The sequence below is a fragment of the Streptomyces sp. NPDC086023 genome, from assembly GCF_044540325.1.
In the GTDB taxonomy this organism is placed as follows: Bacteria; Actinomycetota; Actinomycetes; order Streptomycetales; family Streptomycetaceae; genus Streptomyces.
In genome coordinates, this window is record NZ_JBITRX010000008.1 from 235,228 (window position 1) to 250,739 (window position 15,512).

Consider the following 15,512-nt stretch of genomic DNA (forward strand, 5'->3'; position numbering starts at 1 on the left):
ATGCACCCTCACAAGCCGCTGCTGCTGATCGACGTCGACGGCCCGCTGAACCCGTACGCGGCGAAGCCCACGCGCCGCCCCGAGGGATACACCACGCACCGGATGCGCCCCACCGGCTGGACGGACGGCAGGCCCCTGCGGGTCTGGCTGAACCCGGCCCACGGCCCCGGGCTGCTCGCCCTCGCCGACCGGTACGAGCTGGTGTGGGCCACCACGTGGATGGGCGAGGCGAACGACTGGATAGCGCCGCGGCTGGGGCTGCCGGAGCTGCCGTTCATCCGCTGGCCGCAGATGCACGGCCGGGCGCCCCGCGGCACCTTCTGGAAGACCCAGTACGTCCTGGAGTACGCGGCGGGGCGCCCGTTCGCCTGGATCGACGACGACATCACGGACCTGGACCGCGAGTACGTCGCGCAGCTCCACCCCGCCCACGCGCTGCTGCGGTACGTCGACGAGCGCGTCGGCCTCACGGCCGAGGACTTCGCGGCGCTGGCGGAGTGGGCGAGGTAGCCGGGTCAGGCCAGGGCTTCGGCCAGGATCCGGGCGGTGCGGGCCACCAGGAGGCTGTCCCGGGGGCCGGCCGGCGAGCCGGGCTTGGTCGTGAGGACCGCCATGACGACCGGCGGGCCGTCCGGCGGCCACACCACGCCCACGTCGTTGGCCACCCCGTACTCGTGGCCCCCGCCGGTCTTGTCCGCGAGCGTCCAGTCGGCCGGCAGGCCCGCCTTGAAGCGCTCGGTGTTGGTGGTGTTGGCGATCAGCCAGCCGGTCAGCAGCTCGCGGTCCCGGCCGGGCAGCGCGTCGCCGACGAGGAGGCGCGCGTACGTACGGCCGACGGCGCGCGGGCTGGTGGTGTCGGTGGTGCGCCACGGCTCCGCCGAGTTGAGCTCGGGCTCCCACCGGTCGAGGCGGGTGGTGCGGTCGCCGAGGGAGCGGCAGTAGCGGGTGACGGCCGTGGGGCCGCCGAGCTCGCGCAGCAGGAGGTTGCCCGCCGTGTTGTCGCTCTCGCTGACGGCGGCGGCGCACAGCGCCCCGACCGTCATGCCCTCGGCCAGGTTCCCGGGCAGTCCGGTGACCGGGCTGTGGCCGGCCTTCGCCACGTCGGCCGCGGTGTAGCGGACGCGGCGGGCCAGGAACTCTCCGTCCCGGTCCAGGTCGCGCAGGACCGCCGCGGCAGCCAGGGGCTTGAAGACCGAACAGAGGGGGAACGCCTCGTCGGCCCGGTGCACCACGGTCCGCCCCGTGGCCAGGTTGCGGGCGAACACGCCCAGGCGGGCGGAGTGTTCCCGTTCCAGCTCGCGCAGCCGGGCGCGGACCGGGGCCCCGTGCGGGGCACCGGCGGCCGCGGCGTGGGCCGGGCCCGCGAGCCCGGCCGCCAGCAGGGTTGCCGTGCCCAGGCCCAGTAACGCGCGCCGCGACGGGTGCGTGTTGTCGTCCACCATCGTCTCCTCGTACTTGCCGATCATGACGAAGGGGACCACGCGGGCCGGCCGCCGCGCGGTTCCCGGCGGGTCCGCACCGAAGGCCGACAGGGCGGCACGGCGCCGGGGAGGACCGCCGTACCGCCCTGTCGAGGGGGGAGGGGAAATGGATCGGGGAGGGGAGGGGGCTGCGTGGGTCTACTTGCGCTTCGCGGCGGCCCAGGCGTGCTGGATGACCAGGTCCGCCTTGACCTCGGTGAGCTGGACGGCCACCGCCGAGGGCGCGGTGCCGCCGCGGCCGTTGCGGGAGGCGAGGGCGCCGGGCACGTCGAGGACCGTGCGGACCTCGGGCGTCAGGTGCTCGGAGATCTTCGCGAACTGCTCGTCCGTCAGCTCGTCCAGCTCCTTGCCCTCGGACTCGGCGACCTTCACGCACTCGCCCGCGACCTCGTGCGCCACCCGGAACGGCACACCCTGCCTGACCAGCCACTCCGCGATGTCGGTGGCGAGGGAGAAGCCGGCCGGGGCCAGCTCCTCCATCCGCTCCCGGTTGACCGTGAGGGTGGCCATCATGCCGGTGAACGCCGGCAGCAGGACCTCAAGGGTGTCGCACGAGTCGAAGACCGGCTCCTTGTCCTCCTGGAGGTCGCGGTTGTAGGCGAGCGGGAGGGCCTTGAGGGTGGCGAGCAGGCCCGTCAGGTTGCCGATCAGACGGCCCGACTTGCCGCGCGCCAGCTCCGCGATGTCCGGGTTCTTCTTCTGCGGCATGATCGACGAGCCGGTGGAGAAGGCGTCGTGCAGGGTCACGAAGGAGAACTCCTTCGTGTTCCAGATGATGATCTCCTCCGCGATGCGGGAGAGGTTGATCCCGATCATCGCGGTGATGAAGGCGAACTCGGCGACGAAGTCGCGGGAGGCCGTGCCGTCGATGGAGTTGCCGGCGGAGCCCCGCTCGAAGCCGAGGTCGGCGGCGACCGCCTCCGGGTCCAGGCCCAGGGAGGAGCCCGCGAGCGCGCCCGAGCCGTACGGCGAGACGGCGGTCCGGGTGTCCCACTGCCGCAGCCGCTCCGCGTCCCGGGACAGCGACTGGACGTGCGCCAGCACGTGGTGCGCGAACAGCACCGGCTGGGCGTGCTGGAGGTGGGTGCGGCCCGGCATGGCCACGTCCGCGTGCGCCTCGGCGAGGCCCACCAGCGCGTCCTGGAGCTCCGCGACCAGTCCGCCGATGATCCGGGCGTGGTCGCGCAGGTACATCCGGAAGAGGGTGGCCACCTGGTCGTTGCGGGACCGGCCGGCCCGCAGCTTGCCGCCGAGGTCCGGGCCCAGCCGCTCCAGCAGGCCCCGCTCCAGGGCGGTGTGCACGTCCTCGTCGGCGATGGTGCCGGTGAAGGCGCCGGAGGCGACGTCCGCCTCCAGCAGGTCGAGGCCGGCGATCATGCGCTCCAGCTCGTCCGACGTCAGCAGGCCGGCCTTGTGGAGGACGCGGGCGTGGGCGCGGGAGCCGGCGACGTCGTACGGGGCGAGCCGCCAGTCGAAGTGCACGGACGCGGACAGCTTCGCGAGGGCCTCGGCCGGACCGTCTGCGAAGCGCCCGCCCCAGAGCCGGACGTCACCGGTGTTGCTGCTCACTGCTTGCGCTCCTCAGGGGCTGGTGCACCGCTCGGCACGGGTGGCACGGGTGGAAGTCTCAGCGACAGGCATAACTATGCGGTACTCCGTATGTTTCGTCAATCGACTTCGATCCGCGGGCGCTGACCTGCACGGATATACAGGAGACCCGGCGGCCTCCGCCGCCTACGATCCCCGCATGACCCGGATAGTCACCCTCGGACGCACCACATTCCTCACTCCGGCCGAACGCCTGCTGCACGGCCGCTCGCTGCTGGACGCCATCGGCGACGGCGGAGCCGAGGAGTGGCTGCGGCTCAGCAGGCAGGTCGGCTCGGACACGGACCGGCGCTGGCGCGTGTCCGGCCGGATCCGGGTCGGCTTCCACTGGTTCGACATGCACGAGCCGGCGGACTGGAGGAGCGCGCCGGCGCCCGGCCCGGACGGCGTGATCGCCTTCTCGACCGAGCCGCCCGGCGAGGCCGAGCTGTGCCTGGCCCTCTGCCACGCCGAGGAGCGGGTGCGGGAGGACGCGCTCGCGTACGCCGCGGACCGGCCGAAGGTGCTGCCGCTGGTCCTGATCCGCTGCGCCGACCACGTCGAGGCCGTGCGGGAGCGCGCCCGCGCCCTGCTGGCCGCCGCCCCGGCCGAGGCGGTACGCCCGCTCGCCGACCTGGCTCTGCTGGTGGGGCCGCAGCGGCACGGTCAGTGGGGCTGGGAGCTGGTGGTGGACCGGCTGGGCGGCGTACCGGCCGAGCGGATCGAGTGGCTGACCGGCCACTGCGACGACGAGGTCCGGCGGGCCGCGCTGCGGGCGGCCGTGCGGTACGGACTGCTGCCCGACTGGCGGGCGGAGCTGCTGGCGGCCGACGACCCGGAGGCGGGCTTCCGCCGGATCGCAGTCCTCTCCGGCATGCTGTGCGCCGACACGCTGGAGCACCTCGCGGCCACCGATCCCGAGGCCGACGTGCGCCGGCCGGCCCTCGACCTGCTGCTGCGGCAGCCGGTCGCGGACGTGCTGCCCCGGCTGCTGCGCCTGGCCGGCACCTCCGGCGACAAGGCGCTGCGCCGCCGGGCGCTGGACGCCGTGCGGACGTACGCCGCCGGCACTCCGCTCCCCTCCCCCGAGGACCTGCTGGCCTCCCCCGCCCTGGCCGTACGGCTGCTCGGCGCGGAGGAACTGGTGCGCGCCGGCCGGTACGCGGAGCTGGAGCCGCTCCTCACCGACCGCGCCGCGAAGCTGCGCGCGGTCGGCCGGCGGGCGCTGCGCGCTGGTGGCGGGGACCCGCGGGCGTACTACCGGGAGCTGTGCGCGGCCGCCCCGACGAAGGGGGCGGTGCTCGGCCTGACCGAGTGCGGGGACCCGGCCGACACCGCCCTGCTGTGGCGGCTCGCCGGGCAGGCGGACGCGCCGGTCCGCGCCGCCGCGCTCGCCGGGCTCCGGCGCCGGCACGTGGTCACGCCGGACCGGCTGCTGCCCCTCCTCGCCGATGCCGAACCGGGGTTGGCCAAGGCGGTGCGCGGCGCCGTACTGGCCTACGGCGATGCCCTGACCGAGCCCGAGCTGGGCGCCCTGCTGGCCCCCGACCGGTCACGCGCGGTGTGGCGGGCGGCGCTGCTGCTCCTGGCACGGCGGCCCGTCGTCGTCCGCCGCCGGGTGGCGCGGACGCTGGACCGCCACGCCGACCCGGCCGTGCGCGCGTGGGCCCGGGCGGAGCTGGCCCGGCGCCTGCGGTGGGACGTGTACACGGGGCGCGACGCCGCTCTGGCCCTGGCGGACGGGACCCCGCGGGAGCAGGTGCTGGAGCTGGAGGACCCCGCGGCCTGGGCGGCGCTGGACATCGGCACGCGGTACATCGCCGCATACGGGCCCGAGCGGTTCCTGTCCCGCGTCGAGACCGCACTCTGCCATCCCTCGGGCCGGGTCCGCGAGGGGGCCCTGGCGCGGGCCGCGGGCGACCCGGGGCTGCTGCCGCTGGTGGCGGTGCGGTGTGCCGACTGGGCGGCGCCGGTGCGGGATGCCGCCAGGAGGCTGCTGGCGGAGGCCCTGCGCGCCGACCCTGCCGGCACCTTGTGCGCGCTCACCCCGATGGTGGTCCACCTGGCCGCTCGGGCGCGCGGCGACTGGGCGGTGGCCCGCTTCCAGGAGGCCCTGCGAGCCCCGGAGGCGGCCGCGGTACGGGCCGGGCTGCTGGCCGGGGCCGATGCGGAGACCCGTCGGTTCACGGCCCGCGTCGAGCTGGAACTGCTGCGGGAGGCGGGCCGGTACGGGCGCGCCGGGGCCTCCGCGGCGGGGCCCCTCCCCGGGGTGCCCGGATCCGCTGCCGGTCGTCCCGGCACCCCGCCCGGTCATCCCGGCACCCCGCCCCGTCGCCCCGGCGCCGCGCCCGGTCTGCCCGGCGCCGCCGAGCTGGCGCGGCGGGCCGCCGGGGAGGACGACGCGGTGGTGCGGGCCTTGTGGGCCGATGCTTCGCTGGCCCTGATGGCCGCCGGCGGGACGGACCGCGCGGCGGTGGAGGCGCTGCTGGGGGCGCGGTCCGGGTACGTACGCGCCGCCGGGGTCACCGCGCTCCGGGGCGCGGGGCGGGCCGGGGAGGCGTCCGGGTACCTCGCGGACCGGTCCGCCCAGGTGCGGGCCTGCGCCCGCTGGCTGCTGCGGCAGGACGGGGGCGACCCGCGGGCCGCGTACCTGGCGCTGGTCGCGGAGGGCCCCGTACCCGAGCCGGTGCTGGGGCTCGCCGAGTGCGGGGAGCGGGCCGACGCACCCGTGCTGACCGAGTTGCTCGGGCACGCGGACGGTTCCGTACGGGCCGCAGCCGTGGCCGGGCTGGTGCTGCTGGACGCGGCACCGCCCGCACTCCTGCCGGCGCTGCTGGACGACCCGTCGTCGGCCGTGGTCCGCGAGGCGCGGCGCGCGCTGTACGACCGGGCCGGCGCCGTGCCGGCGGACGCGCTGTACGAGCGCTGCCGCCCGGAGCACGCCCCGCACACCCGGAGCGCCGCGCTGCGGCTGCTGGCCCGGCAGGGAGCCTACGACGCGGTGCGCATCGCGGTCGGACTGCTGGAGGACCCCGGCTCGGATCCGGTGCTGCGGGACACCGCCGGGCGGGTGATGCGGTCCTGGAACTGGCGGGCGACGCTGCGCTCGTACCCGTCGGGGGAGCTGGAGCTGCGGCAGCTGGCGCGCCGTTACCGGCGCACCCTGTCCGCCCACGAGGCGTGGCGGTGGCGGAATCCGCTCCCCTGAGGCGCAGGGCAACCGGCGGGCGGACCGGCCCCATTGGACGATAATCCGGCCATGGGAAAGACATACGACCGCATAGACGGCCGGCTGCGCACCTTCATCGAGGAGCAGCCGGTCTTCTTCACCGCCACCGCACCGCTGTCCGGGGACGGCCACATCAACCTCTCCCCCAAGGGCCGTTCGGGCACGCTCGTCGTGATCGACGAGCAGACCCTGGCGTACCTCGACTTCGGCGGCAGCGGCGCCGAGACCATCGCGCACGTCCGCGAGAACGGCCGGATCACGCTCATGTGGTGCGCCTTCTCCGGCCCGCCGAACATCGTGCGCGTCCACGGCGAGGCCGAGGCCGTCTTCCGCGACGACGCGCGCTGGCCCGGACTCATCGGCCTGTTCGGTGCGGTGGACGGGCCCTCCGCCCGTGCCGTGATCCTGGTGCACGCCCGGCGCATCTCCGACACCTGCGGCTACGCCGTGCCCTTCATGGACTACCGCGAGGAACGCACGCTGCACGCCGAGTACTTCGGCCGCAAGACGGACGAGGAGTTCGCCGCGTACTGCGAGAAGAAGGAGTACGTGGGCCAGAGCCTGGACGGCCTGCCTGCGCTGCCGCTGCCCCTCCCGCCGCGTACCGTCTGACGCACCGTCCCGTTCCACGACCGTCCGGGGGTCACGACCGCATGCGCACCGCCCTCCTCGCCGCCGGGGCCGCCCTCCTGCTGGGGCTGTCCACCGGTACGCCCGTCACGCCCACCGACACCATGCCGTCGGCCCTCCCGTACCGGCTGGCCGACACCGGCGGGGGCACGCAGCTGATCACCGCCGTCGCGCCGGCACCGGGGTCCACCACGGGGGTGGTGACCTGGTGGGATCTGCGGGCGGGGCGGTGGTTCAAGGAGGGCGAGGCCCCGGCGCGGTTCGGCGCGAACGGGCTGGCCGAGGGGTCGGCCCGGGTCCAGGGCACCAGCACCACGCCGACGGGCCTGTACGGCCTGCCGTACGCCTTCGGCATCGAACGCGCCCCGGCCGGAACCGAGTTCCGCTACCGCCGGGTGACCGACCGGTCCTGGTGGTGCCAGGACAACGCCTCGGCCCGGTACAACCGCTGGGTGGAGCCGCTGCCCGCCGACTGCGCGCCGGGCGAGGCCGAGCACCTGGTGACGTACCGCCGCCAGTACGCGTACGCGCTGGTCGTCGGCTTCAACTACGACCGCCCGGTACGCGGCCGGGGCGCGGGCATCTTCCTGCACGTGAACGGCACGGGCGCGACGGCCGGCTGCGTGTCGGTGCCGGAGGACGCGATGCGCCGGATCCTGCGCTGGGCCGACCCGGACCGGCGCCCGCACATCGCGATCGGCACCCCGTCCGGCCCGCTGGCGATCACCCGGTACTAGGCCGGGCACGGCCGTGCCCCGTCCCGGACACGTCCGTGCCCCCGGGTTTCCCCGGGGGCACGGACGGAATGCCGGGCTCAGGATTCCTTCTGGGCCAGTTTCAGCAGGTGGTCGGCGAGGGCCTGGCCGCCCGCCGGGTCGCGGCTGATGAGCATCAGGGTGTCGTCGCCGGCGATCGTGCCGAGGACCGCGTGGAGCTCGGCCTGGTCGATCGCGGAGGCGAGGAACTGCGCGGCACCCGGCGGGGTGCGCAGGACGACGAGGTTGGCGGACGCCTCGGCGGAGATCAGCAGTTCGCCGGAGAGGCGCCGCATGCGCTCCTCCTTGGCGGACTCGCCCAGCGGTGCCTGCGGGGTGCGGAAGCCGCCCTCGCTGGGGACCGCGTAGATGAGTTCGCCCCCGGTGTTGCGGATCTTCACCGCGCCCAGCTCGTCGAGGTCGCGGGAGAGCGTCGCCTGGGTGACGCTCAGCCCGTCGTCGGCGAGCAGCTTGGCCAGCTGGCTCTGCGAGCGCACCGGCTGCCGGTTGAGGATGTCCACGATCCGGCGGTGGCGGGCGGTCCGGGTCTGCGGGACGGAGGGTCCCGCGTGCTCGTTGTCCTGCGCCTGGCTCATCGTCGTCTCATTCTCCGGTCCGTCCGCCGCGTGCGTGGTCGAGGATGCCGGGCAGCGCCCGGACGAACGCGTCCACCTCGGCCTCCGTGACGACGTACGCGGGCATCAGACGTACGACGTCGGGGGCGGGCGCGTTGACCAGGAAGCCGGCGTCCTGAGCCGCCTGCTGCACCTGGGGCGCGAGGGGCTCGGTCAGCACGATACCCAGCAGCAGGCCCGCGCCGCGGACGTGGGAGACCAGCGGGTGACCGGAGGTTTCGATTCCGGAGCGCAGCCGCTCGCCGCGGTCCTTGACCTGGTCGAGCAGTCCGTCGGCGGCGATGGTGTCGAGGACCGCGAGTCCGGCGGCGCACGCGACCGGGTTGCCGCCGAAGGTGGTGCCGTGCTGGCCGGGCCGGAGCAGGTCGGCGGCCGGGCCGAAGGCCGCGACGGCGCCGATGGGCAGGCCGCCGCCCAGCCCCTTGGCGAGGGTGACGAGGTCGGGGTCGACGCCCTCGTGGGCCTGGTGCTCGAACCACTGGCCGCACCGGCCGACGCCGGTCTGCACCTCGTCGAGGACGAGCAGGGTGCCGGTGGCCCGGGTGATCTCGCGGGCGGCCTTGAGGTACCCGGCGGGCGGGACGACCACGCCGTTCTCGCCCTGGATGGGCTCGATGACCACCAGGGCGGTGTCCTCGGTGACCGCAGCCCGCAGGGCGTCCGCGTCGCCGTACGGGACGTGGGTGACGTCGCCGGGCAACGGCAGGAAGGGGCCCTGCTTGGCGGGCTGGCCGGTGAGGGCCAGGGCGCCCATGGTGCGGCCGTGGAAGCCGCCCTGCGTGGAGACCATGTGCGTACGGCCGGTCAGCCGCCCGATCTTGAAGGCCGCCTCGACCGCCTCCGCGCCGGAGTTGCAGAAGAAGACCCGGCCCGGCCGGCCGAAGTGCTGGAGCAGCCGCTCGCCGAGCGCGAGGACGGGCTCGGAGGCGAACAGGTTGGAGACGTGGCCGAGGGTGGCGACCTGGTCGGAGACGGCCCGGACGATGGCCGGGTGGGCGTGGCCCAGGGCGTTCACCGCGATGCCGCCGACGAAGTCGGTGTACTGCCGGCCGTCGGCGTCCCACACCTGGGCGCCCTCGCCGCGCACCAGCGCGACCGCGGGGGTGCCGTAGTTGTCGGTCAGCGTGTTCTTCCAGCGCTGCGCGAGCTCCTGGTTGCCGGTCATTTCGTTCCCCCTCCGTTGTCGTCGGGCACGACCATCGTGCCGATGCCCTCGTCCGTGAAGATCTCCAGCAGGATCGAGTGCTGGACCCGCCCGTCGATGACGCGGGCGGTGTTCACGCCGTTGCGCACGGCGTGCAGGCAGCCCTCCATCTTCGGGACCATGCCGCTGGAGAGCTCGGGCAGCAGCTTGTCCAGCTGGCTCACCGTCAGCCGGCTGATCACCTCGTCGCTGTTCGGCCAGTCCGCGTAGAGGCCCTCCACGTCGGTGAGGACCATCAGCGTCTCCGCACCGAGGGCGGCGGCCAGGGCCGCGGCCGCGGTGTCGGCGTTGACGTTGTAAACGTGGCCGTCGTCGGCGCTGCGGGCGATGGAGGAGACGACCGGGATCCGGCCGTCGTCCAGCAGCGCCTGGATCGCGCCGGTGTCGATGGCGGTGATCTCGCCGACCCGGCCGATGTCCACGCGTTCGCCGTCGATCTCCGGCAGGTGCTGGGTCGCGGTGATGGTATGGGCGTCCTCGCCGGTCATGCCGACGGCGAGCGGGCCGTGCTGGTTGAGGAGCCCGACCAGCTCCCGCTGCACCTGTCCGGCCAGGACCATGCGGACGACGTCCATCGCCTCGGGCGTGGTGACCCGCAGCCCCGCCTTGAACTCGCTGACCAGGCCGTGCCGGTCGAGCTGGGCGCTGATCTGGGGGCCGCCGCCGTGCACGACGACGGGCTTGAGGCCCGCGTGCCGCAGGAAGACGACGTCCTGGGCGAAGGCGGCCTTCAGCTCGTCGTCGATCATGGCGTTGCCGCCGAACTTGATGACGACGGTCTTGCCGTGGTGGCGGGTGAGCCAGGGCAGGGCCTCGATGAGGATCTCCGCCTTGGGCAGCGCGGTGTGCCTGCGCGCGGTTCCGGTGCCGGGCAGGCCGGCCTTGTCGGCGCTCACGAGCTGTACGCGCTGTTCTCGTGGACGTACTCGGCGGTCAGGTCGTTCGCCCAGATGACGGCGGACTCGCTGCCCGAGCAGAGGTCGGCGGTGATGCGGACCTCGCGGTCCTTCATGCTGACCAGCTCCCGGTCCTCGCCGACCGAGCCGTTCTTGCAGACCCAGACGCCGTTGATGGCGACGTTGAGCCGGTCCGGGTCGAAGGCGGCCCTGGTGGTGCCGATGGCGGAGAGGACGCGGCCCCAGTTGGGGTCCTCGCCGTGAATGGCGCACTTGAGCAGGTTGTTGCGGGCGATGGACCGGCCGACCTCGACGGCGTCGTCCTCGGTGGCCGCGCCGACGACCTCGATGCGGATGTCCTTGCTGGCGCCCTCGGCGTCGCCGATGAGCTGCCGGGCCAGGTCGTCGCAGACGGTGCGGACGGCCTCGGCGAACTCGTCCTCGGCGGGTACGGTGCCGGCCGCGCCGGAGGCGAGCAGCAGGACGGTGTCGTTGGTGGACATGCAGCCGTCGGAGTCGACCCGGTCGAAGGTGAGGCGGGTCGCGGACCGCAGGGCGCGGTCGAGGGCGGCGCTGTCCAGGTCGGCGTCCGTGGTGAGGACGACGAGCATGGTGGCCAGGCCCGGCGCGAGCATGCCCGCGCCCTTGGCCATGCCGCCGACCGTCCAGCCGTCCTTCCTGACCACGGCGGTCTTGTGCACGGTGTCGGTGGTCTTGATGGCGATGGCGGCGGCCTCGCCGCCGTCCGCGGAGAGCGCGGCGGTGGCGGTCTCGACGCCCGGGAGCAGCTTGTCCATGGGGAGCAGGACGCCGATCAGGCCGGTGGAGGCCACCGCGATCTCGCCGGCGTTGTGCTCGGCGCCCGCGACGCCCGCGGCGTTGAGGGTCTCGGCGACCTTCTCGGCGGTGGCGTGGGTGTCCTGGAAGCCCCGGGGGCCGGTGCAGGCGTTGGCCCCGCCGGAGTTGAGGACGACCGCGCTGACGGCGCCGCCGCGCAGCACCTGCTCGGACCAGAGGACAGGGGCGGCCTTGACGCGGTTGGAGGTGAAGACTCCGGCGGCGGCCAGGCGGGGGCCGTGGTTGACGACCAGGGCCAGGTCGGGGTTGCCGTTCTCCTTGATCCCCGCGGCGATGCCCGCCGCCGAGAATCCCTGCGCTTCGGTGACGCTCACTGCTTCTCCTTGATCGTCGTCGTGTTCGTCTGCGGCCCGTCGGCGGGGCGTGCCCTGGGCACCTCCCTGCGGCGGGCGCGGGACCTCACGGAGCGACTCCGGTCGTGGACAGACCCGTGGACTCGGGAAGCCCCAGGGCGATGTTCATGCTCTGCACCGCGCCACCCGCGGTGCCCTTGGTCAGGTTGTCGATGGCGCTGATGGCGATCACCCGGTCGGCGGCCTCGTCGTACGCCACCTGGATCTGCACGGCGTTGGAGCCGTACACGGAGGCCGTGGCAGGCCACTGGCCCTCGGGCAGCAGGTGGACGAAGGGCTCGTCCGCGTACGCCTTCAGGTAGGCGGCCCGCACCGACTCGGCGGTGGTGCCGGGCGCGGCCTTGGCGCTGCACGTGGCGAGGATGCCCCGGGACATGGGGGCGAGGGTCGGGGTGAAGGACACCGAGACCCGCCGGCCGGCGACGGCGGAGAGGTTCTGGATCATCTCCGGGGTGTGCCGGTGGCCGCCGCCGACGCCGTACGGGCTCATCGAGCCCATGACCTCGGAGCCCAGCAGGTGCGGCTTGAGCGCCTTGCCCGCGCCGGAGGTGCCGGTGGCGGCGACGATCACCGCCTCGGGCTCGGCCAGGCCCTCCGCGTACGCGGGGTAGAGCGCGAGGGAGACGGCCGTGGGGTAGCAACCGGGCACCGCGACACGCTTGGACCCCTCCAGCGCGGCGCGGGCACCCGGCAGTTCGGGCAGGCCGTACGGCCAGGTCCCGGCGTGCGGGGAACCGTAGAAGCGCTCCCAGTCGGCGGAGTCCGCGAGCCGGAAGTCGGCGCCCATGTCCACGACCAGCACGTCGCCGCCGAGCTGCTCCGCGACGGCGGCGGACTGCCCGTGCGGCAGCGCGAGGAACACCACGTCGTGACCGGCGAGCACCTCGGGAGTGGTCGGCTCCAGCACCCGGTCGGCGAGCGGCAGCAGGTGCGGCTGGAGGCCGCCGAAGCGCTGGCCGGCGTTGGAGGCCCCGGTGAGCGCCCCGATCTCGACCCCGGGGTGCGCGAGGAGCAGACGCAGCAGCTCACCGCCCGCGTACCCGCTCGCCCCAGCCACCGCTGCACGTACCACCATCGGACCCTCCATCCTTGATGGCATGACTATACGTATCGCCGCACGTTTATGCAAAGCCCTTTTCCGGCCGCGGAGCGTGCCGCGAGGCCGGCACCGGCGGAAGGGGCGCCCGCGCCCTGACCTAGGGTTTCGCCCATGACCTCTCGCGTCCACGGCACCGACGAGCACCTCGACGACGACCTCAGCGTGGCCGTTCGCTGTCGGCGCGACGCGTCCGCCCGTGTGCGGTTCGGGGGGCCGCGAGCCGTCGACGCGGACTGCGTCCACCATTCCGTCGAGCTGCAGGCCCCGGGGCTGACCGCCCGCGTCGACGACGTCGTCGCCTGGAGGCGGGAGGACGGCCTCGCGGCGTTCCTGGACGCACTGGCCGCGGACTACCGGGGGTGGGACGGCGCACGCACGTGGCGGACCCCGGACCGCGACCTGGCCGTGTCGGCGGTGTTCGGGTCCGGCGGGCACGTCGGGCTCACCTGGACCGTGCGGCCGTGGCGTCATGCCGCCGGCGACTGGAGCGCGTCGGTGACCGTGTGGCTGGAGGCCGGTGAGCAGATGGCCACCCTCGCGGCCGACATCCGGCACCTCCTCGCGGGGCGGGCATAGACAGCGCACCGGCCGGTACGGCGGATCGCACTGCCGGCGCCAGGGCCCGGATCTGCCCTGCGGCCGGGCGCCGCGCTGGCCGCCGTACTCATCGCCCGCTGGGGACCCGCCCGGACCGTGGACCTCCGGCCGTACCTCGGCTTCGACCATCCCGACCCCGAGTACCGGGCACCCGAGCCGCTGGCGCTCCTGTCCGGGCTCGCCGGCGGGATGGAGGTCTGGCGGCCGCCGGGTACCGAGCGCTGGCTCGCCCTCGCCGTCGGCCAGGCCGATCCGGAGTTCCCGGTCCAGCTCCTCGCCGCGGTCGGGGAGGCGGAGCTGCCCGGCCCGTGACGGGTGCGGCGGGCGTCACGCGGTGAGGTTCGTGAAGGTGCGGGCGTTCTCCACTGCCGCGCCGCCCGGGTCGTTGTTGAAGTACGCGTAGACGTCCGCCATGCGGGGCCACGTGTCGGACAGGCGGGCCGCCCACGAGCGCAGTGCGGTGCGCCCGTAGCGCGGCCAGGGCCGGGCGCGGCCCTCGTGGAGGCGGAGGTAGCCCCAGTCGGCGGTGCGCCACAGCGGCGTCACCGGGCGCGAGTCCCGGTCCGCCCAGCACAGGGCCGCCGACCGGGACTCCAGCACCTCCCGCACCTCGTCCGTCCACCAGGAGGGGTGCCGGGGCTCGACGGCGACCCGGACGCCGGCCGGGAAGCAGGCGAGGCACGCGTCGAGGGCCTCCGGGTCGCCCCGCAGGGTCGGCGGCAGCTGCAGCAGCACCGGCCCCAGCCGGTCGCCGAGGCCCGCGCAGCGCGCCATCAGCCGGTCCACCGGCTCGGCCGGGTCCCTCAGCCGCCTGATGTGCGTGAGGTACCGGCTGGCCTTGACGGCCATCACGAAGCCGTCGGGGGTCCGCTCGCGCCACGCGGCGAACGTGTGCTCCTCCGGCAGCCGGTAGAAGGCGTTGTTGCTCTCCACGGTCGGGAAGCTGCGGGCGTACTCCTCCAGCCACCGCCGCTGCGGGCAGCCCGGCGGGTACAGCACCCCGCGCCAGTCCCGGTACTGCCACCCGGAGGTCCCGACGAGCACCGCCATGCCTCCATGGTGCGCGGTCCCGGCTCAGGCGTGCCAGAGCACGGACCGGCGGTGCCGCGCCGGCGGTACGTCGACCCGCTCGGCCCCCCGCAGCAGCAGCGGGCCCTCGGGGGCGTACACCAGCCTGCGGACACGACCGGTCGCGGCCCGCAGCCGCGCCCGTTTCCGGCGCTCCTCCCGGGTGGCCTCCACGGTGAGTCCGCGGTCGCTGCCGGATCGGGGGTAGGCGTACACGGCCACGCGCACGCGCACGTACCGCGGCAGCGGCCGGCGCCCCTCGCCGGCGGCGTCGCTCAGCTCGCGGCGGCCGTGGCGCGGCACGGTGAGGTCCACGGCGCGCCAGGGGCGGGCGCCGGCCGGCAGGCGCAGGGCACGCCGGCTGCGGATGTGATGGGCGGTACGTGACACGCAGGGCTCCTTCGGCAGGCGGCCGCCGGGATTGTCCCGGCGGTCCCTACCGGAAGCCCGCGGGGCCCCCGGCACGCCGGGCGCGGGCCGCCGCCACGCCGTGCCCCGCAACACCGTGCCCCGCCACGCCGGGCGCCCCCACGCCGTGCCCCGCCGCAGCCTGGGCGGCCGCCGCGCCGCGCACGGGCCGGGCCGTCACTCGCCCGTGGCCCCGTCGATCGCCTCGCGGATCAGGTCGGCGTGGCCGTTGTGGCGGGCGTACTCCTCGATCATGTGGGTCAGCACGTACCGCAGCGAGTACCTCTCGCCCCGGAAGCTCACGGTCTCGTCGAGCGACGCGAAGCCGGCCACGGCCGCGCGGGACCGGTCGCACTCGGCCCGCCAGCAGGCGAAGGCCTCCTCCGGGTCGGCGTCCGCCACCAGGAAGTCCGCGGACTCACCGTCGACGGCCGCCCACAGCGCGCCCCGCGGCTCACCCAGCACGACGTTGGAGAACCAGCCGCGCTCCACCTCGGCCGCGTGCCGCACCAGGCCGAGCAGGGTGAGCCCCGAGGTCGGCACGGCCCGCATCCTGAGCTGCTCGGCCGTCAGGCCGGCGCACTTCACGGCCAGCGTCTGCCGCTGGTAGTCCAGGAAGGAGGTCAGGGAGGTCCGGTCGTCTGCCACCGTCGAGGGCGCCACCCGCTGCTGATCGTCCATCCGATGATCATGTCAGTGCGGTCAGGGGCCG

Annotated in this window: 16 protein-coding genes; 6 read left to right on the plus strand and 10 right to left on the minus strand. The window is 74.9% G+C overall.

The window, feature by feature from the left end; all coding sequences use genetic code 11:
• Entirely contained in the window at nucleotides 1–510 is a 510-nt protein-coding gene (locus ACIF6F_RS18305) for a hypothetical protein (RefSeq protein ID WP_399947654.1), read from the plus strand.
• Between the two features lie 5 nt (nucleotides 511–515).
• Here ACIF6F_RS18305 and bla read toward each other — a convergent pair whose 3' ends face one another.
• Both bla and argH read right to left on the minus strand, forming a co-directional pair.
• Entirely contained in the window at nucleotides 516–1,466 is a 951-nt protein-coding gene (gene bla / locus ACIF6F_RS18310; RefSeq protein WP_399947656.1) for a class A beta-lactamase, read from the minus strand.
• 153 nt (nucleotides 1,467–1,619) lie between these two features.
• Nucleotides 1,620–3,050 carry an argininosuccinate lyase gene (gene argH, locus ACIF6F_RS18315; RefSeq protein ID WP_399947658.1) on the minus strand — a complete coding sequence of 477 codons (1,431 nt, stop codon included), beginning with the start codon at nucleotides 3,048–3,050 and terminating at the stop codon, nucleotides 1,620–1,622.
• Between the two features lie 178 nt (nucleotides 3,051–3,228).
• Between argH and ACIF6F_RS18320 the strand changes: the two genes are divergently transcribed.
• Genes ACIF6F_RS18320 through ACIF6F_RS18330 form a run of 3 tightly spaced genes read left to right on the plus strand, consistent with a single transcriptional unit; the run spans nucleotide 3,229 to nucleotide 7,664 of the window.
• Nucleotides 3,229–6,276 (plus strand): hypothetical protein, encoded by a 3,048-nt coding sequence (locus ACIF6F_RS18320; RefSeq protein ID WP_399947659.1) that lies wholly within the window; start codon nucleotides 3,229–3,231, stop codon nucleotides 6,274–6,276.
• A 51-nt stretch (nucleotides 6,277–6,327) separates the two neighbouring features.
• A complete protein-coding gene (locus tag ACIF6F_RS18325; RefSeq protein ID WP_399947661.1) occupies nucleotides 6,328–6,909 on the plus strand; it encodes a pyridoxamine 5'-phosphate oxidase family protein in 582 nt (193 codons plus the stop codon).
• A 41-nt stretch (nucleotides 6,910–6,950) separates the two neighbouring features.
• Nucleotides 6,951–7,664, plus strand: a complete 714-nt coding sequence (locus tag ACIF6F_RS18330; RefSeq protein WP_399947663.1) for a L,D-transpeptidase — start codon at nucleotides 6,951–6,953, stop codon at nucleotides 7,662–7,664.
• 77 nt (nucleotides 7,665–7,741) lie between these two features.
• Here the strand turns inward: ACIF6F_RS18330 and ACIF6F_RS18335 are convergent, their stop codons facing one another.
• The 5 genes from ACIF6F_RS18335 to argC form a co-directional block, all read right to left on the minus strand.
• Entirely contained in the window at nucleotides 7,742–8,278 is a 537-nt protein-coding gene (locus ACIF6F_RS18335; protein ID WP_399947665.1) for an arginine repressor, read from the minus strand.
• A 7-nt stretch (nucleotides 8,279–8,285) separates the two neighbouring features.
• Nucleotides 8,286–9,482, minus strand: coding sequence for an acetylornithine transaminase (locus ACIF6F_RS18340; RefSeq protein WP_399947667.1), 1,197 nt, complete (start codon nucleotides 9,480–9,482; stop codon nucleotides 8,286–8,288).
• Nucleotides 9,479–10,417 carry an acetylglutamate kinase gene (gene argB, locus ACIF6F_RS18345; protein WP_399947669.1) on the minus strand — a complete coding sequence of 313 codons (939 nt, stop codon included), beginning with the start codon at nucleotides 10,415–10,417 and terminating at the stop codon, nucleotides 9,479–9,481. Before argB ends, ACIF6F_RS18340 begins: the two co-directional genes overlap by 4 nt.
• A complete protein-coding gene (gene argJ / locus ACIF6F_RS18350) occupies nucleotides 10,414–11,589 on the minus strand; it encodes a bifunctional glutamate N-acetyltransferase/amino-acid acetyltransferase ArgJ (protein WP_399947671.1) in 1,176 nt (391 codons plus the stop codon). The genes argB and argJ overlap by 4 nt, the downstream gene beginning before the upstream one ends.
• An 85-nt stretch (nucleotides 11,590–11,674) precedes the next feature.
• Nucleotides 11,675–12,703: an N-acetyl-gamma-glutamyl-phosphate reductase gene (gene argC, locus ACIF6F_RS18355; RefSeq protein WP_399947673.1), complete on the minus strand. Its 1,029-nt coding sequence runs from the start codon at nucleotides 12,701–12,703 to the stop codon at nucleotides 11,675–11,677.
• A 135-nt stretch (nucleotides 12,704–12,838) separates the two neighbouring features.
• On the opposite strand from argC, the gene ACIF6F_RS18360 reads away from it, so the two are divergent.
• Complete coding sequence (locus tag ACIF6F_RS18360) at nucleotides 12,839–13,303, plus strand: DUF6228 family protein (RefSeq protein WP_399947675.1); 465 nt, start codon at nucleotides 12,839–12,841, stop codon at nucleotides 13,301–13,303.
• Nucleotides 13,304–13,420: 117 nt separating this feature from the next.
• Nucleotides 13,421–13,636: a hypothetical protein gene (locus ACIF6F_RS18365; protein ID WP_399947677.1), complete on the plus strand. Its 216-nt coding sequence runs from the start codon at nucleotides 13,421–13,423 to the stop codon at nucleotides 13,634–13,636.
• A gap of 15 nt (nucleotides 13,637–13,651) precedes the next feature.
• Here the strand turns inward: ACIF6F_RS18365 and ACIF6F_RS18370 are convergent, their stop codons facing one another.
• The 3 genes from ACIF6F_RS18370 to ACIF6F_RS18380 all read right to left on the minus strand — a co-directional run bounded on the left by ACIF6F_RS18370 (nucleotide 13,652) and on the right by ACIF6F_RS18380 (nucleotide 15,481).
• A complete protein-coding gene (locus tag ACIF6F_RS18370) occupies nucleotides 13,652–14,374 on the minus strand; it encodes a DUF72 domain-containing protein (RefSeq protein WP_399947678.1) in 723 nt (240 codons plus the stop codon).
• A gap of 24 nt (nucleotides 14,375–14,398) precedes the next feature.
• Nucleotides 14,399–14,782 (minus strand): hypothetical protein, encoded by a 384-nt coding sequence (locus ACIF6F_RS18375; protein ID WP_399947680.1) that lies wholly within the window; start codon nucleotides 14,780–14,782, stop codon nucleotides 14,399–14,401.
• 195 nt (nucleotides 14,783–14,977) lie between these two features.
• Nucleotides 14,978–15,481 (minus strand): DinB family protein, encoded by a 504-nt coding sequence (locus tag ACIF6F_RS18380; protein ID WP_399947682.1) that lies wholly within the window; start codon nucleotides 15,479–15,481, stop codon nucleotides 14,978–14,980.
• Nucleotides 15,482–15,512: the final 31 nt, after the last annotated feature.

Coding starts and splice junctions, on each gene's coding strand:
- ACIF6F_RS18305 (WP_399947654.1), top strand. CDS start 1: ATGCACCCTCACAAGCCGCTGCTGCTGATCGACGTCGACGGCCCGCTG.
- bla (WP_399947656.1), bottom strand. CDS start 1,466: ATGATCGGCAAGTACGAGGAGACGATGGTGGACGACAACACGCACCCG.
- ACIF6F_RS18320 (WP_399947659.1), top strand. CDS start 3,229: ATGACCCGGATAGTCACCCTCGGACGCACCACATTCCTCACTCCGGCC.
- ACIF6F_RS18325 (WP_399947661.1), top strand. CDS start 6,328: ATGGGAAAGACATACGACCGCATAGACGGCCGGCTGCGCACCTTCATC.
- ACIF6F_RS18330 (WP_399947663.1), top strand. CDS start 6,951: ATGCGCACCGCCCTCCTCGCCGCCGGGGCCGCCCTCCTGCTGGGGCTG.
- ACIF6F_RS18335 (WP_399947665.1), bottom strand. CDS start 8,278: ATGAGCCAGGCGCAGGACAACGAGCACGCGGGACCCTCCGTCCCGCAG.
- ACIF6F_RS18340 (WP_399947667.1), bottom strand. CDS start 9,482: ATGACCGGCAACCAGGAGCTCGCGCAGCGCTGGAAGAACACGCTGACC.
- argC (WP_399947673.1), bottom strand. CDS start 12,703: ATGGTGGTACGTGCAGCGGTGGCTGGGGCGAGCGGGTACGCGGGCGGT.
- ACIF6F_RS18360 (WP_399947675.1), top strand. CDS start 12,839: ATGACCTCTCGCGTCCACGGCACCGACGAGCACCTCGACGACGACCTC.
- ACIF6F_RS18370 (WP_399947678.1), bottom strand. CDS start 14,374: ATGGCGGTGCTCGTCGGGACCTCCGGGTGGCAGTACCGGGACTGGCGC.
- ACIF6F_RS18380 (WP_399947682.1), bottom strand. CDS start 15,481: ATGGACGATCAGCAGCGGGTGGCGCCCTCGACGGTGGCAGACGACCGG.